Source organism: Flectobacillus sp., from assembly GCF_049240685.1.
GTDB lineage: Bacteria > Bacteroidota > Bacteroidia > Cytophagales > Spirosomataceae > Flectobacillus.
Window position 1 is genome coordinate 1 of sequence record NZ_JBMLSD010000147.1, and the last position, 26,747, is coordinate 26,747.

Sequence of the window (26,747 nt, forward strand, 5' to 3'; positions counted from 1 at the left end):
AAAGACCCTTCAAAAGTTGACCGCTCTGCGGCTTATGCTACTCGTCATATCGCTAAAAACTTGGTGGCTGCTGGTCTTTGTGATGAGGTATTGGTTCAAGTTTCTTATGCAATTGGTGTTGCCAAACCTTGTGGTTTGTATGTAAATACTTACGGAACAGCTAAAGTGGATTTGACTGATGGCGAAATCGCTCGTAAAGTAGAAGAAATTTTTGATATGCGCCCTTACTTCATCGAACAACGTTTGAAGTTAAGAAACCCTATTTATTCTGAAACTGCTGCTTATGGACACATGGGACGTAAAAACGAAGTTGTTACCAAAACCTTCAAGTCTCCAGATGGTAAAGTGGTAGAGAAAGAAGTAGAGTTATTTACATGGGAAAAACTAGATTATGTAGATGCAGTAAAAGTTAAATTTGGTTTAGTTTAAAGCAATAGTGCATCGTCTCAGATTGAGAAATTTGAACGAATATGCATAAATAAGTATTTCGACGCAGAGACGTAGTGCTTTGCAGATATCAAAAAAGGCGGTTGAAATTAGATTTTCGACCGCCTTTTTTTTAATGATTTGAAAATCAATCCAATGTCTAAATTTGGGATTTACTATACTATACTATACTATACTAGTTCAAGACTAAGTCTTGCACTCATTGATTTAATAGTTTAAAACTGTTTTTTAAAAATCAGTGAAAAAATCAATACACTGGAATCACACTTACTCGTTTTGTTCAGCAATCAGATAAATCATACCTGAGTAATCAAAAAAATAGCCCAAGCTCTCGCTCGGGCTTTTAAGATATTTTAGCTTTCAGAAGCCATAGACATGTTAATCAAAACTTGTCGACTACCTAATGACTTTTCTTGTGTTTTTTCTTTGAACCTTTTTAATTGAACTTTCAAAGCTTCTATGGCAATGTCCATTGCTTCTTCGAAAGTAGTAGCCATCTCCCTCACAAATAGTGTAGCACCCGGCAAATTGATTTTCACTTCTAACGTTTTACTTCTGACTTTTGTATTTTCCCCTTTGTCGAGTCGGAGGAAAACTTCCCCACCTGTGATTCTGTCGTAAAACGTATCCAACTTGTTCAACTTAGATTGGATAAACTCCAACAACTTCTTGTCTGCGTCGAAGTGAATTGAATGCACCTGTAATTTCATACGCACTCTAGTTTAAGGTTAAAAGATAATTTATCTCTCAACGAGGCACTGCTTAATTTTAGTATATAAAATATAAGGCCGAACAGTTTTTGTATAGCTGGTATGATTTGCCAATGACGTTGAGAAGGGTATGCCCAAGTTTGGAGTTGGGAACTAGCAATAGGATACTTTTATCAAATAGCAAACTCCTCTGACTCCAAACTTATTTTTAGTAAAGACCCTACACTTTTGTAGGGGTAACTTACCTTATTGGGCGATTTCCTTAGATTGAATTTAGGATTTTAATTTGAGAATTCCAAGCTCATTTTATAGATTCTTCGAATAATCAAAACCATAAATCATCTATATACGGGAATAGGGTGAAATTCTTGGAATTGTGCAAAAAATAAGAAATTGTTAAATGTTTAATATATTTATTTAAAGAAAAAATAAAATTATTCCTTGTTTGTTAGTCATGGGTTATGTTGTTGTTATCTCAATATCAGGCTTTTTCCATTCAATTCTGAGCACTTTTGCACGTAGATTGATACTTTCAAAAAATCGAAGCCAGTACAGTTGTTGATTAGAGAGACTATCCGTAGGTGACTTTACTTCGATAAATTGATAATCCCCATCGTCCCAAGTAAAAAGGTCAGGAAACCCACGGATATTCTCTCGAAGATTACGAGCCATCTCCAACATAACCGCCTTGACTTGCTCGCTTGATAGCCTTTCGAGTAGCGTGATGATTAAGGGGAAGAGTCCGCCATACCAATCAACCAAAGGATTGGTTATACCGTATTTTTCAAAAAATATTCGGTTCAAGAATACATTCCAATCATCTGGATTTTCGAGGATTTCGAGTCGCTCTTCCATTTTTTGTTTTCTTTTTTCAAAAAACGTAGGCTTAAATAAATCAGAAGGAGAACGCTGCAATGGATGATGAATGGCCATACTTTCGGTATCAAAAATGATATCCCAAAACAATAGACCGAAGAGGCTTCTCCAAAGATGGTTTTCAGTAAATGCAGCCTTTTTGTTGAGTTTTTCATAATGCTCAATTACCCCAAACTCTACCTGCCTTTGCCAAGACTTCTCCAAGGCTAAAACATCGGCGTTGTGAAGCTTGTCCGTAACCGCCTTTTTGACTCGTTTTTTAGCATTCTGAGCTTCAAGTTTGTTGAAAAAGTCAAGTGCAAAAAACTGCTCATCAGCATTTTGAGGCTCTGTCAAGATTTGTTCGCACAGCGCTTGTGCTTCCTCCAGGTTTTTGAGCTTATGCAAGATACGTACCTGTCTTTCACGAGAAGGGGGTTCTTGCGTTAAACGAAAGACTGGAAGTGCTAGGTCTGGCTTTTTCGTTTTTTCAAAAAAGCTTCCTACTTTCAACGCAAATCGAGCATAACTTGGCTGGGCTATTTCCGAAAGACTATTTTTATGCTGCTCTGTCCAAGTCATAAACCAATGAAAGATATCCTCGGGGTTGATGTCTTGTGCTTGCATTTCATAAAAATCCTCACGAGCCAGACTCACCTTTAGTTTATCTTCGGCTTCTTGTCGGCTTTGAAAATGCGGAACCAATTGGTCCATATCATAATGCTCGTATGTCTGAAACCCTAAATCACGCACCACAAACTCGGTCATATCTCCATAGCGACTTCCAAAAAATAGGAATTTCAACATTTGGACTTCTTCCTCAAAATTGACTTTAATGATGGCTGGTTTTTCTATCATTTCGGGGTTTAGCCATGCCACCATTTCATCAAATGTTGCCGATTCGAGTAGCCAGTCTACTAACTCCTCTTTCTTTTGGGCGTTTTTTCCTTTGGTATCCAAATTAAGCATCTTGGCTAATTGGATTATTTCTGTCTTGTTAAGAATATCAAGTACATTCCCAGCTAAAGTAATGTGCTCATGATTGAGGGGCGACAAAAAATGCTTCTTAATTAGTAACTCAAGCATTTTGTCGATATCTTCTATTTCTTGGTACTTTAGTTTATCTGTCTTAAAAAATGAACCTCTACGATTGGCAAAGCGAATATAAAGACATTGTTCGTTCTCGCTTAAGGCTTCAAATGCCTGAATAAAAGCGTTTTCAGTCTCGTTAAGAATAGTTGAATACTTTTTTTTGACAAAATCCAACAGATATTGAAAGTACGTTAGATAATATTTTGGAGGTAGTTCTTTTTTTTCTATTGGTATCATAAACAAAGAGTTGAGTAGCAAATATAGGCTTGCAATTTCACAACCTAATATCGTACAGAAAAATTCGCCGAAGCAAGCTATCATTTGGGTTTTGTACAAAATAGTACAAATCGCTATACTGACTTTTGTATTATTTTATTATTCTTTTAAAAAATATAATTAATCATACAATCTATAATTAAAAATACTCAAATGATTGTGTTTTTTCGTGAATTATTCTTGAAAAATGTATATTTGCCACGAAGATTTTTATAAGGAAATGCAAAGAACATGAGGCTTATGATAATTTTACAAAAACTTGATTTTGCGTAATATTATTTTGAAATAGCTAAGTGTTTCGTAATTTTTCTTTGTTGATTCATAAATCTCCCAATTATAAACAACTATTAACAGAAGAAACAAAATGAAGACTGTCAATTCCTACAATTTTGCAGGCAAGCGTGCATTAATTCGTGTTGACTTTAACGTTCCATTGAATGAGCGTTTCGAAATCACTGATGATACTCGTATTAAAGCGACAATTCCTACAATCACCAAAATCTTAGAAGATGGTGGTTCGGTTATCTTGATGTCACACTTGGGAAGACCAAAAGACGGTCCAACTGAAAAATATTCATTGAAGCACTTAGTAAATCCACTCTCAGTAGTATTTGGTCGCAAAGTGAAATTTGCTGATGACTGTATTGGTCAGTCGGCTATCGACCAAGCTGCGGCTTTGCAACCTGGTGAGATTCTATTGTTGGAAAACCTTCGTTTTTACAAAGAAGAAGAAAAAGGTAATGTTGAGTTTGCTGAAAAGTTATCAAAATTAGGTGATGTATGGGTAAATGATGCATTTGGTACAGCTCACCGTGCTCATGCTTCTACGGCGGTAGTGGGTCAATTCTTCGAGGACCGTGTATGCGGTTATGTAATGTTGGCAGAAATTGAAAATGCTAACAAGATTTTAGAAAGTGCTGAGCGTCCTTTCACTGCCATTATGGGTGGGTCTAAAATCTCTGATAAAATCTTGATTATCGAACGCCTTTTGGATAAAGTAGATAACCTAATCATTGGTGGCGGTATGACGTACACTTTCTCTTTGGCAGAAGGTGGTAAAATTGGTAAGTCGATTAGCGAACCAGACAAAGTTGAATTGGCAAAATCATTGTTGGAGAAAGCTGAAGCAAAAGGTGTAAAAATCTATATGCCATTAGATAATACTTGTGCCGATAACTTTAGCAACGATGCTAACCGTCAAATCGTTAGCCGTGGCGAAATTCCAGATGGATGGGAAGGTCTTGACATTGGTCCTGAAACCGTGAAATTGTTTAGTGAAGTAATTGCTAATTCAAAAACTGTACTTTGGAACGGCCCGATGGGTGTATTCGAATTCCCTAATTTTGCTATTGGTACCAATGCCGTTGCTGATGCTGTAGTAAAAGCTACTGAAGAAAACGGTGCATTCTCTTTGATTGGTGGTGGCGATTCGGCCTCGGCTGTCAACAATGCTGGATATGGCGACCGCGTATCGTATGTATCTACAGGTGGTGGTGCTTTATTGGAATATATGGAAGGAAAAGTATTGCCAGGCGTAGCTGCTTTAGCATAAGATACTTAGCATTTTCTAATATAAAATTAAGAGAAGTGAGGTAATTTTTGCCTCACTTTTTTTGTTTCTATAAGATAAGCTATGTGTACTTTGATAGTTAAATTAATACTTTCGTGTATTAGTTGATTTTATTAATCGATTTTAGCCTATTTTTTATAGTATTGAATTAGGACTTTTCCAATGGATACTAAAAACATGTATTTGGGATATTAGATGTAGGGATTGTCGTACTTGTTAACAATGTACTTTTCAAGTAGTAAAGGTATATTTTCGAAATCAGATATCTTAACTCCGAAATTGTTTGAAAATCTTAGTGTTTTCCTAGTTTTAGATAGTCAATTATAAATCATTCAATATTTCTGGATATTTTGTAGAATGAAGTTTCAAGCAGCCCCCATTATTACCAACGCTCAATATTTGTTGAATGATAGTCGCCAATTATCATCTCCGAGCACTTCTATCTTTTTTGCCATTAAGGGGCTTCACCACGATGGTCATCAGTTTTTGAATGATCTATACCACAAAGGAGTTCGCGAGTTTGTTATCGAAAAGTCAGCATGCACGCCTGGTGTTCTGCGTGAACTTTCGCACATGCCCGAAGCCAAAGTATGGCAAGTAGAAAGCAGCATAGTAGCGATGCAGCAAGTAGCAGAGCAACACCGACTACAGTTTAGTATTCCAGTTATTGGTGTAACCGGGAGTAATGGTAAAACAGTGGTGAAAGAGTGGCTTACTCAGCTGCTGTCTAATCGATATCAGATTGTTAAGAGCCCCAAGAGTTATAACTCTCAGATTGGAGTTCCATTATCGGTTTGGCAAATGAATAAGGCTCATAATTTGGCCATATTTGAAGCTGGGATTTCTCGCCCACACGAGATGGAGGCATTGCAGCGTGTTATTCAACCAACGATGGGCATTTTTACCAATATTGGCACAGCCCATAATGAGTTTTTTAGTGAGACTTCTGAGAAAATCCGTGAAAAAATTAAGCTGTTTTCTCAATCGGAAACCTTGATTTATTGTTCAGATTATGTAGAAATTGACGAAATCGTAAAGAAAGAGTTCATTTTTGAAAATCCTTCATGTAAAATACTTTCATGGTCGAGGGTATTGCCTTTTGGCATTCGAGTAGATTGGACGGTTGGTATACAAAATACTAAAGTGACCCTTCAACTTGATGATCCAGACACCGAGAAAGAAGATTTGCCATTCAATGGTGGGCAGCCAATGCAACTGGATGTACCCTTTACGGATGAGGCATCTATCGAAAACGCTATTCATTGTATTGTTGCCATGATTCACTTGGGGTATAATGAATTAGAAATACAGGCGCGCCTACAAATTTTGAGACCAATTTCCATGCGCCTTGAGATGAAGCAAGGGGTTCGTGGTAACTACTTAATTGATGATACTTATAATAATGACTTGGCAGGCTTAACAATCGCCCTAAACTTTTTGAATCAACAAAAGCAAAGGCCCTTGAAGGTGCTAATTTTGAGCGATTTGTTAGAAACAGGCATAATCGAAAGTGAGTTGTATCTGCATATTGCTCATTTGATTAAGGCCAAACATTTGGATATGGTCATTGGTATCGGTGAAATTATAACCAGAAATTGTGGCTTGTTTTCTATTCCAACCAAAAATGGTGTTCATGAAGGAGAATTACACTTTTTTAGAACTACGCAGGATTTCATTGATAGTAGATTAATAAAAGAGATTAAGGATAGTGTGATTTTGGTAAAAGGAGCACGCAAATTTGGGTTTGAACAAATTGTAAGTAAGCTTGTCAAGAAAACCCATGGTACTATTCTCGAAATAAATTTGGATGCCATTACACATAATCTCAATTATTTTAGAGATAAAATCGGACAGCATACCAAAATTATGGTAATGGTGAAAGCTTTTGCTTATGGTGCAGGCAGTACCGAAGTAGCAAATTTATTGCAATTTCATGGGGTCGACTATTTAACAGTAGCCTACGCTGACGAAGGTGTTGTTTTACGCCAAAATGGTGTTTATTTGCCTATTATGGTGATGAATCCCTCTCCCAACGATTTTGAACAGATTGTCCAATATAATCTTGAGCCCGAAATTTATAGCAAACGCATTTTAAGGGAGTTTTCGGAGTATGTAGATGAACACCATCTAACAGCCAAAATCCATATTAAGCTCGATACGGGTATGCATCGATTAGGTTTTGAAAAACACGAACTGCCCGTATTACTAGAAGAACTTACAGGAAATCCTAATTTATGGGTATCGACTATCTTTAGCCATTTGGTAGGGGCTGACGGTGCCGAATACGATGCCTTTACACACAAGCAGGTAGAGTTGTTTACTGAGATGGCTAATCAAATATCCGAGGCAATTGGCTATTTCCCGTCTCGTCATTTAGCAAATTCTGCTGGTATTGCTCGTTTTCCAGAGGCTCGTTTAGATATGGTTCGTTTGGGGATTGGTCTCTACGGAGTTGCTGCTACGCCCACCGATCAGGCACAATTACAAACTGTGGGGACTCTAAAAACCGTTATCTCACAAATTAAAGTGGTCGATCCTAGCGAAACGGTTGGGTACAGTAGGAGAGGAGTATTGCACCGTAAAACCAAAACGGCTACTATTGCGATTGGCTATGCTGATGGGTTTGATAGAGGGTTTAGCCGTGGGGTAGGCGAAGTACTCGTGCATGGCATCCGATGTAAGGTGATTGGCAATATTTGTATGGATATGTCGATGATTGATGTAACCGATGTGCCCAATGTGCAGGAAGGTGATGAGGTGATTATTTTTGGAAAAGATTTAACCATCATAGAATTGGCTCAAAAAATCGATACTATTCCTTATGAAATTTTGACTAATGTAAGCGAAAGGGTAAAAAGAGTTTTTTTTCAAGTGTAATAAAAAAGAAAAACGGTGTCAGTACAACTGTCACCGTTTTTTAATAACCCTTCAGAACATTATTCTTACTATCCAATTATTAATACTAATTATTCTCTAAAGATATAAAAATGGTTAATTCTTTACAAAACAAAGGTATAAAAAACTTTTCAAACTATTGCAAATAAATTTGCAAAAAATTGCAATAATTTGAAAAGTTTTTTCAATGTTTTGCGAAAAAAAAAGTTTCGTTCTAGGATATTAGTAAGAAATAATTGTAAATTTGACCACTAATTATAATAAAACACATATACTTGCAATAATAAGCAAGTATGGGCCTTAAAAGGTTTTGACTTATGCTTAAAGAAGAACGTCAACAACTAATTTTGGAAAAATTAGGGACTGACAAGAAAGTAACATTGGTAGAGTTGGGACAATTGTTGAATGTCTCGTATGACAGTGTAAGGAGAGATGTTATTGAGCTAGAAGACAGAGGACTATTGAAGAAGGTTCATGGGGGTGCCATTGCTAACTCGTACCTTTCAATGAAAGCAAGTCGAGGATTGGGTATTGCCAATAATGAGTTTAATATCATTACAAAAAAAGCTCAAAAGCTCATCGAAAATCACTCCATTGTTTTAATGGATGGTGGAACAACCAATTTTTATATTGCCGAGCAACTTCCTAAAAGTTTGGAAATCACTGTGGTTACGAATAATCCACATTTGGCAACTGCCTTGGCCGAGCATCCCAAGGTAGAGGTTATTTTGCTTGGGGGGTCGTTTTATAAGCGATATCAAATTACCCTAGGAAGTAAGACCATGCAAGACTTGGAGCACATCAATGCAGATTTGTATTTTATGGGCATCAATAGCATTCACCCACAAAGAGGTTTGGCTATCCGTCAGTATGAAGAATCGCTTCTCAAGCAAAAAATGATGAGTGTAGCCAAGAAGACCGTAACCTGCGTGATTGAAGAAAAACTAAATCGTGTTGAAAACTATAAAGTATGTGATGTGGACGATTTAGATTATTTGGTTACAAGCTTGAACCCAAATGAAAAAATCTTGCAACCTTTTAAAGCGAAGTCTGTAGAAATTCTATAATTTGCTGAAGTTTGCAATAATTTGCAAAAAAAAAGGTGCTACTACTAGCACCTTTTTTTGTTTAGGCAGTGATTTATTATTTCAAAGCAATCGGCATTTGCGCATGTGCTGTAAGAATAGCACTGGCTACTAAAAGCAATGTTCCTAATACGAAAAACAAGGCTGGTTTTGTTCCTGGAATACTAGACGTACCTAATGTAGATTCATACGGGTTTTCAGGATTAAAGCGAACCTCAACTTTTTCACCAACTTGACTAATTTTAGGCATTCCAGTTTCTGCTTCAATTTTGAAAGTTCTTCCTTTAAAACTGAACGAAACCACTGGGAAATAAATGGGAGATTGACCCATTTTATCACTACGTTCGTAACGTTTACTTACCTCTACAATTTCTCCCTCTGTAATTTGTGAATGCTCCAACCATGATTGACGCTTTCTTAAAATTACTAAACCTAAAACTATCAATGCAACAGAAACTACCATGAAAATAACCATTACTACAGGTGGTACACCCGTAAATGGCTGAGTCGGACGACCCGAGATTAATAAAATCGAAGCAAACACGCTTTCCATACTCTTCTATGATTTTTAGTGATTATCTAAACCATCGGTTATTTAGACCATTATTATGACTCAAATATCTTACTAAAGTATCAGAAAATCAAGTAGTTAAGAAGTGTGATGCTGTCTGCCTCAACTTAGTAAATTGACGCTATTTTGCTAAAAAAGATTTTTTTGAACGTAAATACTTGAATTTTAAAACCTAATTTTTGTAAAATCTATACTTTTTTTGAAAAATACATCGATTTTGCAACAATACTCTCAGAAAAAAATATTTTTTGATTTATGCTAATTATTTTTTGTACTTTTTGTAGTGAATATCTTGCAAATTATACGCTTCTCTGGATAAAATTGAATTTCATTTCCGATTAAGGATGACTTTTAAGCCTTGTTTTGTTAAAAAAGTATATTTTTTGTAAAATGAGGTTTGATATTCATGCCTTATTAACCTAAAAACTAAAAAAAAAATTTTTCGGAGTTGAGTATAATCATTCTTTGAATTAATTTCAAATATGAGTATTTCTTACTAGACTAAAGCCATCCTTTCTTTTTGAACCCTAGCAGCATCAGAACGACCATTACTATCATAATCAGCCAAACCACAGGATAACTATATTTCCAATGCAATTCTGGCATGTAATCAAAGTTCATTCCATAGATACCCGCCACAAAGGTAAGAGGCATAAAGATTACCGAAATGACTGTAAGTACCTTCATGATATTATTCATTTTATTACTTACTTGCGAAAGGTACAAATCCATTAGAGAGGCTATCAAATCACGATGCGAGTCAATATTTTCTATCAATTGCGATGTGTGATCTAGCACGTCTCTAAAATAAAGAGAAGTATAGTGTGTCACGCTGGGATAGTCTTCACGAAGTAAGGTAGATATCATTTCTCGCAAAGGGTAGATTGATTTTCGTAAAATCATCTCTTCACGCTTTAGGCCATATAGTTCTCGCATGGCTATTGGTTTGGCATCTTGAATAATCTCTTCCTCCAGCCGTTCTATTTCATCTGAAAGAGAATCCAGACACATGAAGTAATTATCCACTACCAAGTCGATTAAACAATAAATTAAATAATCAACCCCATTTTTACGAGTTTTACCAGCTGATGCTACAATACGATTTTGGACAGGAAGGAATATATCAGTAAGACGTTCTTCCTGAAAGGAGAGAACACAGTTATCGATTAATACCAAACTTAAATGTTCGCTTTCAATTTCTCGCGTAGTTGGATTAAAGTTTAGCATTTTGAAGGTGAAAAATAGCTGATTCCCTTCGTAGGCTTCAAACTTAGGTTTTTGTTCGGTATTCATAATATCCTCCAAAATCAGCGGATGCAGACTAAATATCTCACCTATCGTTGCAATCACTTGTGGTTCGTGAATACCGTCTATATTAAACCAATGTCGTTTGTTTTTGCTTAGTTCGAGCTGATTCAAATCCGAAAAATGGGGAATTTGACATATTTTGTATTCTTCATTGTTGTATTCTACCCATGTTATTTTGGTTGCATAATTTACGTCCGCTCCTACATAGGTAAGTGTACCAGGTGAAGTGCCTAATGTTGTTTGAGAGTTATTTCTTTTACGTTTGGACATACCGACATTATTGAATTATGAGCATGAAACCTTCAATACAAAACCTTACCTTTCAACAATTTAATCATTCAAACCAACCTTCCTATTACGTTCATTGATGGGTATTCATAAAAGGAGTTAAAACAAATTTAGGTTTGATAAATCTATTTGCGCTAAGTTGAGATAGTTTTGTGGCTATCAAATAATAGTTTTTAGATATTTGTCAAAGATAAATGTTTAATCGAAAATCAAAACAAAACCATAAGATGCAACATGTCGAACATATAGGGATTGCAGTAAAGAGCCTGACTGAATCCAATACATTATTTAGTAAGTTATTGGGCGTTTTGCCATACAAACAAGAGGGCGTGGAGTCGGAAGGTGTTTTAACTTCATTTTTTCAGACAGGACAAACAAAAATAGAGTTATTGGAGGCAACGAATCCTGATAGTCCTATAGCAAAATTCATTGAGAAAAAAGGCGAAGGAATACATCATATTGCGTTTGAGGTAGCGGATATCCAAACCGAAATGGCAAGACTAAAGTCGGAAGGTTTTACTCTTCTCAATGAAGTGCCCAAAAAGGGTGCAGACAATAAATTGGTATGTTTTCTTCATCCAAAATCAACCAATTCGGTATTGGTAGAACTTTGTCAAACTATTAAATAAGTGATAATCTTCATAAAGTAAAAAAGAGCTCTTCAAATCAATGAGAGCTCTTTTTGATTGATATCAAAAATCTGGTATCAGCAATTCTTAGTATCTTTTGACTTTTAGATCTTGCAAACCACCTTCAAAGTTAATCAAAATCTTTTTAGTAGATTTATCATAATCTGGAGATTCCCAGTAGTCGCCTTTTTTAACAAAACCTTCAAAGTTTTTAGAATTTAAACCTCCTTTTACTTTGATGCGACAGCCTGTAACTTCTGGCACTTCAAATTCGATAGAAGTAAGTCCTGACTCTACATTCACAATCATATTGTCGGACAAGTCTCCAAGCTTGATATCTGTTTCAGTGACGCCAGTTTTGATATCCAATTGTTTGATTCGATATGAAGAAAAATCAAAATCTGCTTTACCTGCACCAAACTCAAAGCGCATATTCCAGAGTACATTTGGATTAAACTTTAGGCTTACTTTGTTGTGGCGGTCACTGTCAAAATTGATACCCTCCTTTTTTCCAGTCAATTTGAAATTGACGCTAGGGTTGTCGCCATCACCTGTTTTGCCCAAAGATATTTTTCCAAAATCTAAATCTGCATCAGCTTCGACCAAATCGGAAGAACTGCCATCGATGATAAACTCTGCCGCACCACCATTTAATTCAAAATTTGCCGTTTTGATAGAAGCATTCATCGGTTCAACGATATGTTGCTTGCCACCTTCTCCGTATGAGGATTTGTCATCCTCAGAAGTATCGCCCTCGTCATTATCATTATTATTATTTTGGTCTTTGTCATCAAATCTCAGATGAAAGTCTCTATCACCATCAAATACCTCTGATTTGACATCATCGACACAACTTTTTACTAAGACTAATGGGATAAAGATTGCTATCATAATAATAGAAATCACGGTAGCAGAACGGCTAGTTTTTCCGACAAAGGCCATCAAGCCCATGTATATAAGCAACAAGGGCCACATACGTGCGATATCGTGCCAATGGATATGAAACCATCCATATTCTTTTCCTAAAAAGAGGATACCTAATAAGATTAGAAAACCTCCAGCAAATATATTTTTCGAGTTCATGGTCTACAGGTTTTGAATATTAGAATTGACCGTAATTATCATTGTCGCCCGACTTTTTATCTTTGAAGATAATGTATCCTCCAACGCCAATTAGCACTAATGGCCATAATTTATGCATATCAAAACTAGGAATCCATTCGTCCAAGAAGAAAATTAAACCAAGGCCAATGAGTACGGCACCCCAAATTTTATTAGATTCTTTTTTCATATCAGGTTTATTAAAATTAAAAGAAGTGGCATCGTTTACAGTAGTGTCCCAAGTATTTTTTACTGGGAGGGCTATCCAAAGGATAATGTACATCCAAAAGAAGAAGCCATGTGATAATACTGTTCCGAAGAAAAATATTAGTTGAATAATGATAGTTTCTATTCCGAATCGTTCTGCGAGTCCTGCACAAACACCCCCCAAAATAGCTTTTGAAGGATTACGATAAAGTCTTTCGTTCATGGTGGTAAGTATTTAATTGTTACGAGGTTTGATGCTAGTTTCAAATCAAAGGTTACAGTTCAAATCACGTATCTTTTCGGATATTTTGCCACTGTTGTTTTGTTTGATATTCGAAAGTTAGGAGTTGACCCAGAATTCTCAAGGTGAAAATAAACGGACGGCAGATTTGGGAGGCTAAATGGATTTTTTGGAAGGGTTAAAAAAAAACTCCTAATCAAAATGGTCTGATTAGGAGCTAGAAAACCTTATTGCTTTGGAACTCTCATTCTGGCTTCTTCAAGTTTCTTTTGTTGATTGGCTACCTCCTCTTGAATTTTGATTTGGTCTTTTTTATTTTGCTCTACTTCCGAAAGCAGTTTTTCGAGTGCAGAGCCATTTTCTTCAATTTTTTTCAATAAACGTTCTTTTTCTTTTTTGTTATCCTCAATAGACTTTACTAATCTGTCACCCGATTTTGCGTATTTCTTCTGTTTTTCTGTGACATCGTCTAAGGCTTTTTGCTGTACTCTTACATTTTCTTGTTGTGTAATCAATTCTACAAAATTGTTAAGGAATTTCTCAGCCTGTGGATATTGAGAGTGCCCACCATTGATATATACTTGCTCTTCAAAGCCAAAAGAAACAAATATTTTTGTACGACCCTTGTCATAAAAAACTTTACTAACTACCATTAAAGGCAAACTTGAAATACTTGGAATATTAGCGCCAGTGATGCGGTATACTCCACCACGACCGTCTTCTACACGGCCATATTTTGCTAGTTCTTGTGCCCAAGATTCTTTTACATATTTTTCATCGACAGACACTGTTGTGTATAAACCTTCTTTATTGGCACGCTCTACTTCGAGTGTACCAGTAAAAACCTGGCTAAATACCGATTGACCAACAAATAATAGGAGGGATAAGATGAGAAGTTTTTTCATGATTTCGAAAATTTTGATTGTGTCTTACCAACGAATTTAGCGCTTATTTGGATTGATTTCAAGCGACTATTTGAGTAATTGGTAGCTTTAAGACTTATCTTTTTTTAGGAAGTCACTTTTTGACAAACTATCACAATTTTTTGTCCTTGAAAATCTGTTGTAGCAAAGAGATAGCTATTGCCGCCTTCTTGAATTTTGAGTTTTTCTCTAATTTGTTTTACTGTCAATGGAAAATTCCTGATAGTTATATTTGCTTGGTTGTTGGTAATGTACGGTAAAATAGTCTTTTTATCGAGTTTACAAACGGCTAAAACTTCAAACGAACGTCCAATAAAATCTGGCTGGAAAGTATCGGAAGTGTATAAATGACTATGTGGCGCTATTTTGTGTAACTGATAACGAGTGCAGGGTAATTTGAAAGCCCCAGCTTTGAGTAATGCGACATTGGGCTCGTACAAATAGCGCAAAGGTTGGCTAAGATTGGGGCCAGTTTGTAATTCTTCTTCCTTGAAGAAACTGAGGGTTTGGGTTGACTGATTTTTGTGTAAGGCTACGCATGTAATTTTTGGAGCGTCGTGGAAGTTTGCCTCCAAATGAAAAAGTACCTCTTTTACCTCATTATCGACCGAAATTACCCAAATTTGTTTGATATGACTAAGCTCTCGAATCGATTGTTCCAAATCGAGCATTGGTGATGCTTTGAGAAGAATATTTTCAGAAAACTTAAAAAGTACTTCTTGGTGGGCTACGACGTTGGGCTCACAATCGCTGAGGGCGAATACTTTTCCGCCACTTTCGTCTCTGCGATGCGGATCTAAATAAATCCAAGAAAAGCTAGTTTCTGGTTCTGAGTGATGAGTAAGCCAGTCGATCGAATTGCCTTGGATAAATTGTACTTGAGTAAGGCCAAGTTGTTCAAAGTTGTAGGCTACTACTGCTTGTAAATCTTGATTTTGTTCAAAATGGAAGGTCTTTTGAAAGTTTTGAGTTAAATAGGCTGTATCGACGCCCATTCCTCCTGTTAAATCTGCTAAGCTTTTACCGTTTATCAAACTGGCCTTGAACTGGGCAGTTTGTTGGGACGAGCACTGTTCTACTGAGATATTAGCAGGAAAAATCAGGTGCGGATTGGCATACCAATCGGGCAATTTGTGCTGAGCCTTTTGTCGAGCTTGTATTTGTTGGACTAATTTGGTAATAGGTAGATGTGGATAACGGCTGGCCTGCAACATTAATTTGCTTGGGTCGTCGGTGATATGTGTTTGAATAAACTGTAATTCTTCTTGACTAAAAAAAGGAGCTTTCATGCTACAAAAGTACTAGAATAAATGTTAGGCGAAAAGAAAAGCCCCACAGTCGAGACTGTAGGGCTCAAAATTATAATTCACTCAAGCCTGAGTAGTAGGCCAAACTTGCTAGTGCTTTTTCGTATTTGCTTCGCAGCGATTCTACTTTCACTTTCATATCGATGAATTTGCTTTCGCGCGAGTTAATCAAAAACAGGGTACTTTCGCCTATCTCAAATTTACGTTGCTCTGCTTTCAACAAAAGCTCTTGATTGCCTGTAGCTTGTTGCTGAATAGATAACTGCTTTTCAAGATTTTTAACTTCGTTATAAGCTGCATATATATCATTGACAACCTCTCTTTTGGCTAGGTTATATTCAAAGCCGGTCGAAAGTTGCTTGATTCTTACTTGAGCTAGCTTACCTCTTTCTTTTCTTAGAAAAATCGGCATCACAAATTCAACGCCTAGTTTTTGATTATCGAAAGAAATCCCACCTTCTGGCCCATAGTTTCGATTAAGCGTTTTAGTAATCAAATTGAAATTAAAATTCAATTGAGGCTTTAGAAGTTCTTTTCTAAGTTTTTCTTCTAGGCTCAACTGTTTGATTTTTACATCCAACTTTACAATTTCGGGGTGTTGTGCCTTGGCCTGAGTCACTAAGTTTTGTAAAGTCACCTCATCCAACTTGCGGGTTGGGATTTTTGGTGGAATGGCTCCTTCTGGTAATTCTAGAGGGTTTTCGTTATTATCCCACAAGAAGTTAGAAAGTGCTAGTCGGGTATTTTGTAGTTCGACATAGGCTTGTTCCAAAGCTACCTGACGATCTTGTAGTGTAATTTTGGCCTCTACCGAATCTATAGCCGCTTGTTCGCCAATGGTGGCTCTTTCTTTGGTGGCTACGTATCTTGTATTAGCCAAGTTCAAACCTTCTTGAATAAACTGTAATTGCTGATAGCTAAACCACCATTCCCAATAGGCTTTTGAAGCTGATAAAACAGTTTTGTTAATCAATTTCAAACGTTCTGCCTCCGAGATAGTTTTCGCTAACTGGGCTTGTTTTAAAGTAGTTCGGCGAGCATCGATAATCAATCCTTGACCAATTGGAACCGTAATTCCTGCTACTAAAAGTTCTGGAGATTCCTCTGGCAAAAGCTTTTTTCCTGTTCGGTTTTCATACCCTAACTTTAGGTCAGTGCCAGTCCATACAGGGATTTTTAAGGCATTTTCCCAACGATTATAGTACTCGGTACCACCCAAGGCTTTACGATCTAGCGTTGAGCTTAACTTAGGGTCAAATTGCCCCTTTGCTTGCATAATTTCTGTTTCGGCATCACGAGGATACAAATCCGCTTGCTTGACTGTTGGGTGATTTTTGAGCACCAAACTTTTAAAATCCTCAAAACTAAATTCTGTCTGAGCAGATACGCTGAAGCCTAGGAGGCTCCAGCATAAGAGAAATAAAAAGAAAGGTTTGACAAGAAAAGCACCCTGTTGTGAGTTATTCTGTTTCTTTATCATTTTTTCTCTTCTTTTTTAGCTTGTTTATCAGCTTGTTTTTCTTCTGGTTCACTCTTCAAATTTGGTGGGAATGCATTGAGCTGACGCCAAATTTCATACCAAACTGGTACGTTGTCGAGCATAACCCAACCTACCACTCCTGAGCCCATACGCAATTGTTTTGGCCAAGGGTCATCTCCTTTTTTCGGAATTACCAACATACGGTATTCACCACCTTTACTGTCTACTCGGTCGATAACCTTTACGGTACCTCCAAAAGTACCCACAGAGGTAGAGGGCCATCCCGAAAATACCAATGCCGGCCATCCTTCAAACTGAAGACGTACCTCGCGTCCTTCCTGAATAAGAGGTACATCCATAGCTTTTACATATAATTCTACGGCTGTATCAGGATTGGAAGGTTGTAGTGTACAAATTGATTCTCCTTCCTTGATTGTTTCGCCAATACCTGCCTTTAATGCTTTTACAACAAAACCATCTTGCGGTGCTCTTACGACATATTGTCCCAATCGAAAGTCAACGTTGGAGATTTTGTTTTGTAGTTGCGATAATTCATATTCTCCAGTAGCAACCGATGACAAAGCTGAACTTTTGTCTGACTCTGCTTTTGAGATTTTTTCGGCATACTCGGCGTCGACAGAATTTAGTTCAATGCGTGCGTTGATGAGCTCCTGACGAGACACCAAGAGTTTGTTTTGTATCGATACAAATTTGGCTTTTGTTTCTTGTAATTTGAGTTTTCGGGATTCGAGCTCACTCAAAGACACAATACCTCCATTTTTGTATTGATCTTCACCACGATCATGACGAATTTGAGCAATATTGACTTGTACCTGTTCTGCCATCATATCGGTACTGTCCGACACTACTTTTGCTTGATTTTGTTTTACTTTGTTTCGAGCTTTTTGTAAGCTAAACTGTTGGTTTTGCTTTAATGCCTCAATTTGTGATTCGAGGGCTCTTACTTTTACGTGATAACTTTCGATAGCAGCTCTTTTGGCAGCAAGCTGCTCTTGTAGTCTTACCGAAAGATTTTTATCAAAGTAATCGTCCTTAATTTCGGATACAATGAGAAGGGTATCACCTGTTTCAACATAATCACCCTCTTTAACCAACCATTTTTCTATCCTTCCCGCAATGATATTTTGCACATTTTGTGGTCTATCTTTTGGGGTAAGCGCACTGATGTCGCCTTTGCCATTAATATTTTGTTGCCATGGCAAAAATAAAATAAGCAACAAAACAACACCAATACTTATCAGCCATCTTTTCAAGACGACTGCCGACCGCGGTGTATGCAATGTATTGAGCGAGTAAAGGTCAAATTCCTCGTGAACACGGTCGTGGACTTTTTGTTTTGATATATTTAACATGAGTAAATTCTTAAAATTATGTTTGAAATAATTGTGTTGGCTTAACGCAAATTACTAATCCACTAGCGACATAAACTTATCGTTTTTCATAAGTTCATCAAATGGGCCATCCAATACAACTTCTCCTTCATTCATTACAATTACTCTGTCGCAAGCCGCCATCACCATTGGATCATTCGAGATGGTAAGTAGTGTCCAAGGGTTTTGTTTATCGGTCAAGAATGCAATACATTTCATTCTTTCTGCTTTGTGAAGCTCACGATAAATGTCGGTAATCATCAACAATTTTGGTTTTTCGACTACACATCGTGCAACAGAAATTTTAGCAATAAAACTTTCTGAAAATCTCTTGCCACCTGCAATCATCTGGGTGTTTAGTCCTTCGGGAAGTTCGGCAATTACATCCTGCATATTCAGGTTTTGTAGAGACCACTGTAAATCTTCGAAAGTGATATTCTTTCTTCCCATGACTACATTATCGAGTAGTGAACCATCAAAGATTAAATCAATAGCCAAGTTGCGCTCGATGGCATCACGCACAGCGTTGAGATTCAAGTCACGGATAGAAATGCCATTGTATGATACAGATCCTTCGTACTCGGTAAAAATGGCCGAAAGAATTTTGAGTAAAGTTTCTTTTCCAGAGCCATTTGTGCCTGTGATACAAATGCTTTCGTTTGGAGCTATATCTAGATTGAGGTTTTTCAATACCTTTTTGTTCCCATCAGGATATTTATAGCTTAAGTTTTGCAACTTAATAGCCATACCTTCGGTGTGTTTGTTGAAATCGTAGTTTAACCCATTTTGGCGCTCTAATGGAAGATCAGTGACTGTTCCCATTTTTTCAACGGCCGTTAAAAGATCAAAAATGGTTTCGATACATCCGATGAGTTTTTCTACTGAGTTTACAACAAGCACAATAATGATTTCGGAGGCAACAAATTGCCCTAGCGTAATTTGTCGGTCAATTACTAAGGCTGTTCCTAAAACCAATAACAAACCTGTAATAAAGGCCTTGAAAAATACGGCATTACCAAATAGAATTAGTAATACACTAAAATGTTTTTTACGGTATTTGAGATAATTGTTTACCAAATGGTCCATGCGTTGCATAGGCAAGTTGGTAGAGCCTGCCGATTTGAAGGCATACAGTGTGCGAGCAATATCTTCGAGCCATTGAGCTACTTTATACTTGTATTTCGACTCGGTCAAGCTAGACTCAAGGCCTTTGGGTGCATTGTAGTATACTACCAAGGATACAATTATGACCGTGATAGCTCCAAATGCAATGAAGTAAGGGTGATACAGGGATAGCAAAATAATACCAAACATAATTTGTATTACTGCTGCTGTCACATCGATAAGTACTTTGGGAAGGGCTTTTTGCACATTAAGAATGTCAAAAAAGCGATTCATGAGTTCGGGTGCATAAACCCCTAACAACGATTCTGACTTTACTCTTGGAATACGATAAGTAAACTCAAAGGCTGCTTTGGCAAATACTCTTCTTTGAAGAATTTCGACGAGAGTTTGTTGGTAGATTTGTAAAATACCCGAAAAAATAATTCCTAGTATTACCACTCCAACAAGAACATAGACTGAACTGAAGAATAAACCCCCAGAAATAAGTCCTATGATTGCTTGAATCCCTAGCGGCAAGGTCAAGCTTATAATTCCAACTACGATGGCATAGATATAGATGGTAGTGATATCTTTTTTCTCCTTACGAAGCATACTAAAAAGCCTCTGTACAGGAGTTAACTTCTCGAAGGCCGTATCCTCCGCAATACTTTCGAGGGGAAAGACCTTAAGAAATCTCACTTTCCCATTACTAGCTTTGTCGGGCGAGTTCGAAACAGTTGTGGGTTTGAAAGAATAATCCGAAGAAATAGATTCTACTGAATTATCTGTAATACGCCAAAAGAACGGCGTATCATTTTTGAGTGTGCGTCCTGCCAGTATGGGTCTAATCTCTCCTTGAGAATCATCAAAAAATATAATTGGATGAGAGCTTTGCTCGATTAGAACGTGGAACTCTTTGGCATTAGCGTAGTTTTCGACTACTAAAAACTGTTGTTTTCTGGCCTCTTGGATAAGGTCATTCACAAAGTCGTTGATACTATCCTTAGCGTAAGTTTTAGTCGGCGATAGTGGAGACTGATATGTGAAATTGTTAAATTCAGTGCCGTAAAACTCGGTCAGTTTCTTAACGATAAGGCTTAACTGAGTGCTTTGCATTTGGTTGTTGGTTTTTTTAAAGGTTAATAACTAACTAACAACATACGTATTAGTTTGTTCAATTTGTTTGGAAAGAATCTAAATAATAAACTGAACGGACAAAATTACTTATTATTTTAGTCGCAATCGGGAGAGTGACATTAATCTTAGATTAGAATTTTTGGGGTATTCGTTTGCTCGTTGATGTACACGGAAGCATAGCAGAAATTTGCTTTGCCCTTTTTTATTTAGTAATTTAGCTTTAGGTAAAAAGTAATGGTATTATTTGTTGAAAAAATTGCCTTTTGCAATGTTTTCATCATTAATAAATATCACTATTTTTTTTAGATAAACAAAACTATTAGAGGGCAATTTTCCGTTTATTTAATTTTGGAGATATTCCTTACATCAACCATTGAGCCAAAGCCTTGCTTTGCGAGTTCTTATGTTAAAAGATTTCATTCGGCCACTGATATTAATTTTATCACATTGCTGTTACTATTATACCGCTAATGCCTTTCATTCAAATACTTCTGATTCTTCTTTTTATGCCATCCAAGCTGTTGAAAAAGCAATTCTGAATGCTCCAAAGCACGATGTGCAACAGGCTAATTTTTCGGCTGAAACTTATATCCAAAACACTGGAAAGTGGAATCGCATTCCACCCATTTGGAAGAATATTCTGAAAAAGGAGGGTTTGGAAAGTCAGCTAGCCTATCAATCCGAGTCGTATGCTAAGTTTAGAGTGGATTCGTTGAATAACTATGTGTTTGATTATCAGGCTGCCCGCAATAATTATCATGCCGAGCCTCATGCAGACAAATTTGTAAACCCAAATTTTTATAAAGCGGAGGTAGGGCCTAGTGCAATATCGCCTATATCGCCGAAGGCCTTACGTTTTTATGATTTTAAATGGCTTGGCTCAGAGGTTTTGGCAGGAAAAGAAGCCGATTGGTTCTTGATTACCCCGAAGCGTAATAATGACGAAAAAGTATTTGCTGGAAAAATCGCCTTTTCTAAAGATGAAGGTTGGATTGTTGGATTAGATGTTTTTGTAAAACATTATGCTATCAAATATCACTTTGTAATATCGTATGAAACCGTTCAAAATGTGGTTTTACCTTCAAAATATCAGATTACTGCTTCTGGTAAGTTGATGGGGTTTTCGGGTGAATATCAATATATTTCTCATGTTTGGAATTATAAAATTGGTCAGGTCAAGCCTATTGTAAGACCTCAAGAGCATCAATTTCGCGAAATTTATAATATTCAAGAACGCAACTTTGAGGTACAGCAGTTTAAGCAAGTAATGGGCACGCTAGGCTCTAATCTCGAAAATATTTGGAGCGATGCCAATATTCGCTCTGGTTTGAAAAGATATGATAAGATAAATGTTGATATCCTTCCCGAATCCCAATCCTTGGAATGGTGGAACAACCTCAAACAATCGTACCAAGCCCAAGCATATTTACCGACTTTGTCGATTTCGGCTGTGTCCAAATCTACATTACCACCACAACCCGACGAATATTCGACCTATCGACAAGCCAACCTCAAATTTGGCGTTGGGAGTATCTTGTTTAGTCGCTCTTATTTTTGGGGTGACAATGCAAGAGGATTTTATCCGCACGAAATTTACTACAAATCGCCAGTACTGGATTTCAACTTTAATACCGTGGAGGGCTTTGTTCAAAACACAGGCGCCCTGTATCGTTTTAGAAAAGCCCGTTACGATTGGTTCGAAATAGACCCGACTTGGCGTTATTCTTACAACCTTCAAAAATCATCTGGAACACTCAAACTTCGTTGGAAAACACAACAAGATGACATTAGTGTTACGGGAGGGAAGTTTGTATCTCAATATAATGTAGATACGCCTATTGCATTTGATTTGAACTCACTTTCTACGTTGTTGTTGAAGAAAAATTATGTAAAAATTTATGAAAAGGAGTTTATTAATTTCAATTTAGTCGAGCGTATTTCCAATACCTTTGCGGTTCGTGGTTCGGCAGAATGGGCAAGAAGATTTCCTTTAGAAAACACAACGAATTATTATTGGATTAACTTTCAGAATAATCCCTATTTGCCAAACAATCCCGAAAATAAAGAGATAGGCAATACCGAGTTTAAAACGAATACGGCTTTTTCGGTGAGTTTTCAGGTAAATTATCGCCCGACGCTCAAAAAACAATATCGCAACAATATTCGGATGGTAGATTTGTCTTCGTCGCCACTAATTATATTTAAGTACAGAGGTGCATTCAGTGAAGTCCTCAATACCGATATCGATTTTCATACAGTGGAGCTTGGGATTACGCACAATTTCCCCATTTCTCTCAATACCAATTTCAATTATATTGCTCAAGCAGGGACATTTTTTGATGTCAAAAATATGACTTTTGCCGATTACAAGCATTTTAATGGTAACAACAACATGATTTCGATTGGGGATATGCTAACAACCCATCGATTAGTGGGTTTTTATGACAACTATGTATGGGGAGCCAGTAAGAAATTTATCGATCCCTATTTGTATTCGACCAATGGCACTTATATCGATATTATGACTATGGTTGGGATGAGAAAATTTCTGGTTTCCAGATTAAATATTGCCAGAAAATTGGCGCTGAGAGAGGAGTTTTTTGCTAACTACATGTACACTGCCAACACGAATTTTCATTATGCCGAATTTGGTTATGGTATCGATGGCATTGCGCGTATTTTTCGATTAGAATTTGGATACCGACTCGAAAATGGCACTTTTACCAAAGATACGCCAACATCAAGGGTTACTCCCATCATTCGTATCTCGCTCAACTCAAGGGTACGTGGTGGTGTGACTCCCGACTGGTAGTAGGGATTATTATTTTATTTAGCTAAAAACATGAGTTATCACTAATTTAGGGAGAATTAGTACAGACCAAATGCTTGCCTCTCAACGCTCGCGTCTCAAGCTAAGTAAGATCTAGGATAGTAGCATCAAAAAAGCGGTCGGAAAATATTTTCCGACCGCTTTTTTGATAAAAACTTGGAGAACAATCCCAATCCCAAAAAATTAGAGATGACTCATGTTTTGTGTTTAGGTTGCAACAAATCCTCAATCAAACATCCGCAAGCTGTAATCCTTTGTCTTTTAGCTAAAAAATTTGAACAAAATAAGGACAAATTGTATTTTTATAAATATTGGTTTAAAGCTCAGAGGCAATTTTCTTGATGCTTTTACAAACACTATCCTTCTAGATTCTAATCAACTCCTAAACTTTCGCACATCATGGCAAAGTACAATCTCTCTGTAAATGGCAAAAAATATACTGTAGACGCAGACCCAGACACTCCGCTATTGTGGGTAATTCGTGACTACGTGGGTTTGAAGGGAACCAAATTTGGCTGTGGAATGGCACTTTGTGGTGCTTGTACTGTTCATTTGGATGGCGAACCTATCCGTTCTTGCTCAACGCCAGTTTCAACAGTAAAGTCAACCAATAAAATTACTACGATTGAAGGTATTTCTAACAATACCGATCATGCGGTACAAAAAGCTTGGATAGAGGCTCAAGTGCCTCAGTGTGGGTATTGCCAATCGGGACAAATTATGTCTGCGGTAGCACTTCTGAAAACTAACCCGAATCCTAGTGATTCGGATATCGATGAGGCTATGTCGGGTAATATTTGTCGCTGCGGAACTTACCCTCGTATTCGCAAAGCAATTCACCGTGCAGCAGAATTAATGAAAGATTCAGGTAATACAACTGGTAGATAAGAACAAAGTACTTAGGCAAAATTTGCTTTAGGCTCTAAGCATTGGGCATTTTGAAAAAACACAGAAATATTTTACCGACTGCCCATAGCTGAATAGTGAAAGCCTAACAGTTTATTCTGCCCACTCACTTACTAAGACCATTGTTTATCTTAAACTCTCTCAAAATATCATGACAAAATCACTCGAATCTTCAAGTCGCAGAGACTTTTTGAAATCCACAGGAAAAGTGGGGGCTTTGTTGGCTATTGGCTTTTCGCTGCCTTGGCAACATGGGCAAGCTGCCACCATCACCAAAATTGACACAACGAGTTCATTAGCAGGATTAGAACTCAATCCTTATATTCTTATTAGTGACGACGGACAAATTACCTTATTCAATGCTCGACCTGACATGGGGCAGGGTACTCATCAGGCCTTACCTTTACTTTTGGCTGAGGAATTGGAGGTTGATTTATCTCAGGTTCAAATCCGTAATACCGACGGTCAAGGTAAATATGGTGCACAGTTATCAGGGGGCTCGTCGTCTGTTCGTACACGCTGGCAACCTATGCGTAAAGCGGGTGCAGCGGTAAAAGAAATGTTGATTTCGGCAGCTTCTAAAAAATGGAATGTGCCTAGTTCTGATTGTTATGCTCAATTGGGTAAAGTATACCACAAGCCTTCTGGAAAATCGTATACTTATGGCGAGTTGGTAGAGGAGGCTTCAAAACTAGAAGTACCCAAAAATCCAAAACTAAAAGACCCCAAAGATTTTAGACTATTAGGTAAATCGGTACCAAGACCAGAGATTCCTTCTAAGATTAATGGAACAGCAGTATTTGGAATCGATGCAGAAGTACCTGGCATGTTGTATGCGAGTATCCAACGCTCACCAACGATTTTGGGGAAAGTCAAAAGTATAGATAGTGCCGAAGCAATGAAGGTAAAAGGCGTAAAAAAGGTCGTAAAAACCGAACGTAAAATGCCTCATCGTGCCGTAGAAGCAGTTGCGGTAGTTGCTGATACTTATTGGGCTGCCTTGAAAGCAAGAAAAGCACTCAAAATCCAATGGGATGCTGAAGGTTCGGACAAAATTTCGACAGATGCTTACTATACCAACCTTCGTCAGTTAGCGAAAAATGAGGGAATTGACTATCCTGAAAAAGTAGGTAATTTTAAAGAAGCGCACCAAAAAGCTAGCAAAAAACTTGAAGCTTCCTATGAAACACCTTTTTTGGCACATGCTCCGCTGGAGCCCGAAAATGCCACTGTGTGGGTACAAGGCGATAAAGTAGAAGTATGGGCTCCAATTCAAGGGCCTGATGGTTTAATTCAGCAATTGTCAGCTTATTTGAAGATTAAGCCAGAAAATGTGAAAGTCAACGTGCCATTTATGGGCGGGGCTTTTGGTCGAAAGGCCTATTTTGATTATGTGATGGAAGCGGCTCATATCTCCAAACAGCTAAACGCACCCGTCAAAGTAATCTGGACACGTGAAGATGATATGACACAAGGACCATTCCGTCCAGGAATGCTCGACAGATTGGAAGGTGCTATTGATGAAAAAGGGAACTTAGTGGCACATCATCACCAGATTGTGGGTTCTTCAATTCAGCATCAGGTATTTGGGGTACCACTCAAAGATAAAGCGGATGATTGGGCACACGAAACCGCTAATTTTGAAGATAGTCCTTATGATATTGCTAACAGAAAACTATCTTTCAATCTAGCAGAAACCGATATTCCTATTCTTTGGTGGCGTTCGGTGTATTCATCAACTACTGCGTTTGGTCAGGAGTGTTTTATGGATGAATTAGCACATGCTGCGCAGATTGACCCATTGGCTTTTAGATTAGAAATGTTAGCTGACTCGCCACGTTTTTCAAGAGTTTTACAGACTTTAGCTAAGAAATCGAACTATCATCAAAAATTACCTAATAATCAGGCTATCGGTATTGCTGTGGCTCGTTCGTTTGGTACTATTGCAGCGCATGCCATTACGGTTTCGAAACAAGGTAAAGGGGTAAAAATTGAAAAAGTTGTATCCGTGATTGATTGTGGAATGACGGTTAATCCAGACAATATAAAAGCACAAACAGAGGGCAATATCGTGATGGGTTTGACGGCGGCTATCAAAAATGGTATCACTATTAAAGACGGTATCACTGAGCAAACCAATTTCCACGAATACAATGTGATGCGCATCAATGAGATGCCAGCCACAGAAATACATATTATTGATTCAACTGAGGACCCGGGTGGAGTTGGCGAGCCAGGACTTCCACCTATTGCTCCTGCTCTGTGTAATGCTATTTTTAACCTAACTGGTAAAAGACTTAGAACTTTGCCAATTAATTTGGATGAAATAGGATAAGTCTATATCTAGTATTAGGCAACAGGCAACAGGCACAAGGCAAAGAGTGTTAGAATGTG

Annotated in this window: 19 protein-coding genes; 8 read left to right on the plus strand and 11 right to left on the minus strand. The window is 37.5% G+C overall.

From position 1 onward, the window contains the following. Positions 1-429, plus strand: a 429-nt coding sequence (locus ACOVQ4_RS06660) for a methionine adenosyltransferase domain-containing protein (protein WP_421819871.1), incomplete at its 5' end; no start/stop codon positions are given. A gap of 371 nt (positions 430-800) precedes the next feature. Here the strand turns inward: ACOVQ4_RS06660 and hpf are convergent. Together hpf and ACOVQ4_RS06670 are read right to left on the minus strand one after the other, a co-directional pair. After that, a complete protein-coding gene (gene hpf / locus ACOVQ4_RS06665; RefSeq protein ID WP_421819872.1) occupies positions 801-1,157 on the minus strand; it encodes a ribosome hibernation-promoting factor, HPF/YfiA family in 357 nt (118 codons plus the stop codon). Between the two features lie 459 nt (positions 1,158-1,616). Then, entirely contained in the window at positions 1,617-3,341 is a 1,725-nt protein-coding gene (locus ACOVQ4_RS06670) for a VRR-NUC domain-containing protein (RefSeq protein ID WP_421819873.1), read from the minus strand. A gap of 403 nt (positions 3,342-3,744) precedes the next feature. Here ACOVQ4_RS06670 and ACOVQ4_RS06675 point away from each other — a divergent pair, with 403 nt between their 5' ends. The 3 genes from ACOVQ4_RS06675 (at position 3,745) to ACOVQ4_RS06685 (ending at position 8,912) form a co-directional block, all read left to right on the plus strand. Continuing rightward, on the plus strand, positions 3,745-4,932 hold the full coding sequence (locus ACOVQ4_RS06675) for a phosphoglycerate kinase (protein WP_421819874.1): 1,188 nt from the start codon (positions 3,745-3,747) through the stop codon (positions 4,930-4,932). A 375-nt stretch (positions 4,933-5,307) separates the two neighbouring features. Beyond that, positions 5,308-7,827 carry a bifunctional UDP-N-acetylmuramoyl-tripeptide:D-alanyl-D-alanine ligase/alanine racemase gene (locus ACOVQ4_RS06680; protein ID WP_421819875.1) on the plus strand — a complete coding sequence of 840 codons (2,520 nt, stop codon included), beginning with the start codon at positions 5,308-5,310 and terminating at the stop codon, positions 7,825-7,827. A gap of 335 nt (positions 7,828-8,162) precedes the next feature. Next, positions 8,163-8,912 carry a DeoR/GlpR family DNA-binding transcription regulator gene (locus ACOVQ4_RS06685; RefSeq protein ID WP_421819876.1) on the plus strand — a complete coding sequence of 250 codons (750 nt, stop codon included), beginning with the start codon at positions 8,163-8,165 and terminating at the stop codon, positions 8,910-8,912. Between the two features lie 76 nt (positions 8,913-8,988). Here ACOVQ4_RS06685 and ACOVQ4_RS06690 read toward each other — a convergent pair whose 3' ends face one another. Both ACOVQ4_RS06690 and corA read right to left on the minus strand, forming a co-directional pair. Next, a complete protein-coding gene (locus tag ACOVQ4_RS06690) occupies positions 8,989-9,483 on the minus strand; it encodes a DUF3592 domain-containing protein (RefSeq protein ID WP_421819877.1) in 495 nt (164 codons plus the stop codon). A gap of 519 nt (positions 9,484-10,002) precedes the next feature. After that, positions 10,003-11,079: a magnesium/cobalt transporter CorA gene (corA, locus tag ACOVQ4_RS06695; RefSeq protein WP_421819878.1), complete on the minus strand. Its 1,077-nt coding sequence runs from the start codon at positions 11,077-11,079 to the stop codon at positions 10,003-10,005. Positions 11,080-11,324: 245 nt separating this feature from the next. Here corA and mce point away from each other — a divergent pair, with 245 nt between their 5' ends. Continuing rightward, entirely contained in the window at positions 11,325-11,726 is a 402-nt protein-coding gene (gene mce / locus ACOVQ4_RS06700; RefSeq protein ID WP_421819879.1) for a methylmalonyl-CoA epimerase, read from the plus strand. A gap of 87 nt (positions 11,727-11,813) precedes the next feature. On the opposite strand, the gene ACOVQ4_RS06705 is transcribed toward mce, so the two are convergent. The 7 genes from ACOVQ4_RS06705 to ACOVQ4_RS06735 form a co-directional block, all read right to left on the minus strand. After that, the gene (locus tag ACOVQ4_RS06705; RefSeq protein WP_421819880.1) at positions 11,814-12,809 is read right to left on the minus strand and encodes a LiaI-LiaF-like domain-containing protein; all 996 of its coding nucleotides are present in this window, start codon (positions 12,807-12,809) and stop codon (positions 11,814-11,816) included. A gap of 19 nt (positions 12,810-12,828) precedes the next feature. Next, on the minus strand, positions 12,829-13,257 hold the full coding sequence (locus ACOVQ4_RS06710; RefSeq protein WP_421819881.1) for a PspC domain-containing protein: 429 nt from the start codon (positions 13,255-13,257) through the stop codon (positions 12,829-12,831). Between the two features lie 245 nt (positions 13,258-13,502). Further along, positions 13,503-14,180, minus strand: a complete 678-nt coding sequence (locus ACOVQ4_RS06715) for a hypothetical protein (RefSeq protein WP_421819882.1) — start codon at positions 14,178-14,180, stop codon at positions 13,503-13,505. Between the two features lie 104 nt (positions 14,181-14,284). Beyond that, positions 14,285-15,487, minus strand: a complete 1,203-nt coding sequence (locus ACOVQ4_RS06720; protein ID WP_421819883.1) for a THUMP-like domain-containing protein — start codon at positions 15,485-15,487, stop codon at positions 14,285-14,287. A gap of 70 nt (positions 15,488-15,557) precedes the next feature. After that, complete coding sequence (locus ACOVQ4_RS06725) at positions 15,558-16,985, minus strand: TolC family protein (RefSeq protein ID WP_421819884.1); 1,428 nt, start codon at positions 16,983-16,985, stop codon at positions 15,558-15,560. Continuing rightward, the gene (locus tag ACOVQ4_RS06730; RefSeq protein ID WP_421819885.1) at positions 16,982-18,358 is read right to left on the minus strand and encodes an HlyD family secretion protein; all 1,377 of its coding nucleotides are present in this window, start codon (positions 18,356-18,358) and stop codon (positions 16,982-16,984) included. Before ACOVQ4_RS06730 ends, ACOVQ4_RS06725 begins: the two co-directional genes overlap by 4 nt. 54 nt (positions 18,359-18,412) lie before the next feature. Next, the gene (locus ACOVQ4_RS06735) at positions 18,413-20,596 is read right to left on the minus strand and encodes a peptidase domain-containing ABC transporter (RefSeq protein ID WP_421819886.1); all 2,184 of its coding nucleotides are present in this window, start codon (positions 20,594-20,596) and stop codon (positions 18,413-18,415) included. Between the two features lie 424 nt (positions 20,597-21,020). Here ACOVQ4_RS06735 and ACOVQ4_RS06740 point away from each other — a divergent pair, with 424 nt between their 5' ends. The 3 genes from ACOVQ4_RS06740 to ACOVQ4_RS06750 all read left to right on the plus strand — a co-directional run bounded on the left by ACOVQ4_RS06740 (position 21,021) and on the right by ACOVQ4_RS06750 (position 26,688). Continuing rightward, complete coding sequence (locus ACOVQ4_RS06740; RefSeq protein ID WP_421819887.1) at positions 21,021-23,429, plus strand: DUF5686 family protein; 2,409 nt, start codon at positions 21,021-21,023, stop codon at positions 23,427-23,429. 417 nt (positions 23,430-23,846) lie between these two features. Further along, positions 23,847-24,335, plus strand: coding sequence for a (2Fe-2S)-binding protein (locus ACOVQ4_RS06745; protein WP_421819888.1), 489 nt, complete (start codon positions 23,847-23,849; stop codon positions 24,333-24,335). A 169-nt stretch (positions 24,336-24,504) separates the two neighbouring features. Next, positions 24,505-26,688 carry a molybdopterin cofactor-binding domain-containing protein gene (locus tag ACOVQ4_RS06750; protein ID WP_421819889.1) on the plus strand — a complete coding sequence of 728 codons (2,184 nt, stop codon included), beginning with the start codon at positions 24,505-24,507 and terminating at the stop codon, positions 26,686-26,688. Positions 26,689-26,747: the final 59 nt, after the last annotated feature.

Coding starts and splice junctions, on each gene's coding strand:
- hpf (WP_421819872.1), bottom strand. CDS start 1,157: ATGAAATTACAGGTGCATTCAATTCACTTCGACGCAGACAAGAAGTTG.
- ACOVQ4_RS06670 (WP_421819873.1), bottom strand. CDS start 3,341: ATGATACCAATAGAAAAAAAAGAACTACCTCCAAAATATTATCTAACG.
- ACOVQ4_RS06675 (WP_421819874.1), top strand. CDS start 3,745: ATGAAGACTGTCAATTCCTACAATTTTGCAGGCAAGCGTGCATTAATT.
- ACOVQ4_RS06680 (WP_421819875.1), top strand. CDS start 5,308: ATGAAGTTTCAAGCAGCCCCCATTATTACCAACGCTCAATATTTGTTG.
- ACOVQ4_RS06685 (WP_421819876.1), top strand. CDS start 8,163: ATGCTTAAAGAAGAACGTCAACAACTAATTTTGGAAAAATTAGGGACT.
- ACOVQ4_RS06690 (WP_421819877.1), bottom strand. CDS start 9,483: ATGGAAAGCGTGTTTGCTTCGATTTTATTAATCTCGGGTCGTCCGACT.
- corA (WP_421819878.1), bottom strand. CDS start 11,079: ATGTCCAAACGTAAAAGAAATAACTCTCAAACAACATTAGGCACTTCA.
- mce (WP_421819879.1), top strand. CDS start 11,325: ATGCAACATGTCGAACATATAGGGATTGCAGTAAAGAGCCTGACTGAA.
- ACOVQ4_RS06705 (WP_421819880.1), bottom strand. CDS start 12,809: ATGAACTCGAAAAATATATTTGCTGGAGGTTTTCTAATCTTATTAGGT.
- ACOVQ4_RS06710 (WP_421819881.1), bottom strand. CDS start 13,257: ATGAACGAAAGACTTTATCGTAATCCTTCAAAAGCTATTTTGGGGGGT.
- ACOVQ4_RS06715 (WP_421819882.1), bottom strand. CDS start 14,180: ATGAAAAAACTTCTCATCTTATCCCTCCTATTATTTGTTGGTCAATCG.
- ACOVQ4_RS06720 (WP_421819883.1), bottom strand. CDS start 15,487: ATGAAAGCTCCTTTTTTTAGTCAAGAAGAATTACAGTTTATTCAAACA.
- ACOVQ4_RS06725 (WP_421819884.1), bottom strand. CDS start 16,985: ATGATAAAGAAACAGAATAACTCACAACAGGGTGCTTTTCTTGTCAAA.
- ACOVQ4_RS06730 (WP_421819885.1), bottom strand. CDS start 18,358: ATGTTAAATATATCAAAACAAAAAGTCCACGACCGTGTTCACGAGGAA.
- ACOVQ4_RS06735 (WP_421819886.1), bottom strand. CDS start 20,596: ATGCAAAGCACTCAGTTAAGCCTTATCGTTAAGAAACTGACCGAGTTT.
- ACOVQ4_RS06740 (WP_421819887.1), top strand. CDS start 21,021: ATGTTAAAAGATTTCATTCGGCCACTGATATTAATTTTATCACATTGC.
- ACOVQ4_RS06745 (WP_421819888.1), top strand. CDS start 23,847: ATGGCAAAGTACAATCTCTCTGTAAATGGCAAAAAATATACTGTAGAC.
- ACOVQ4_RS06750 (WP_421819889.1), top strand. CDS start 24,505: ATGACAAAATCACTCGAATCTTCAAGTCGCAGAGACTTTTTGAAATCC.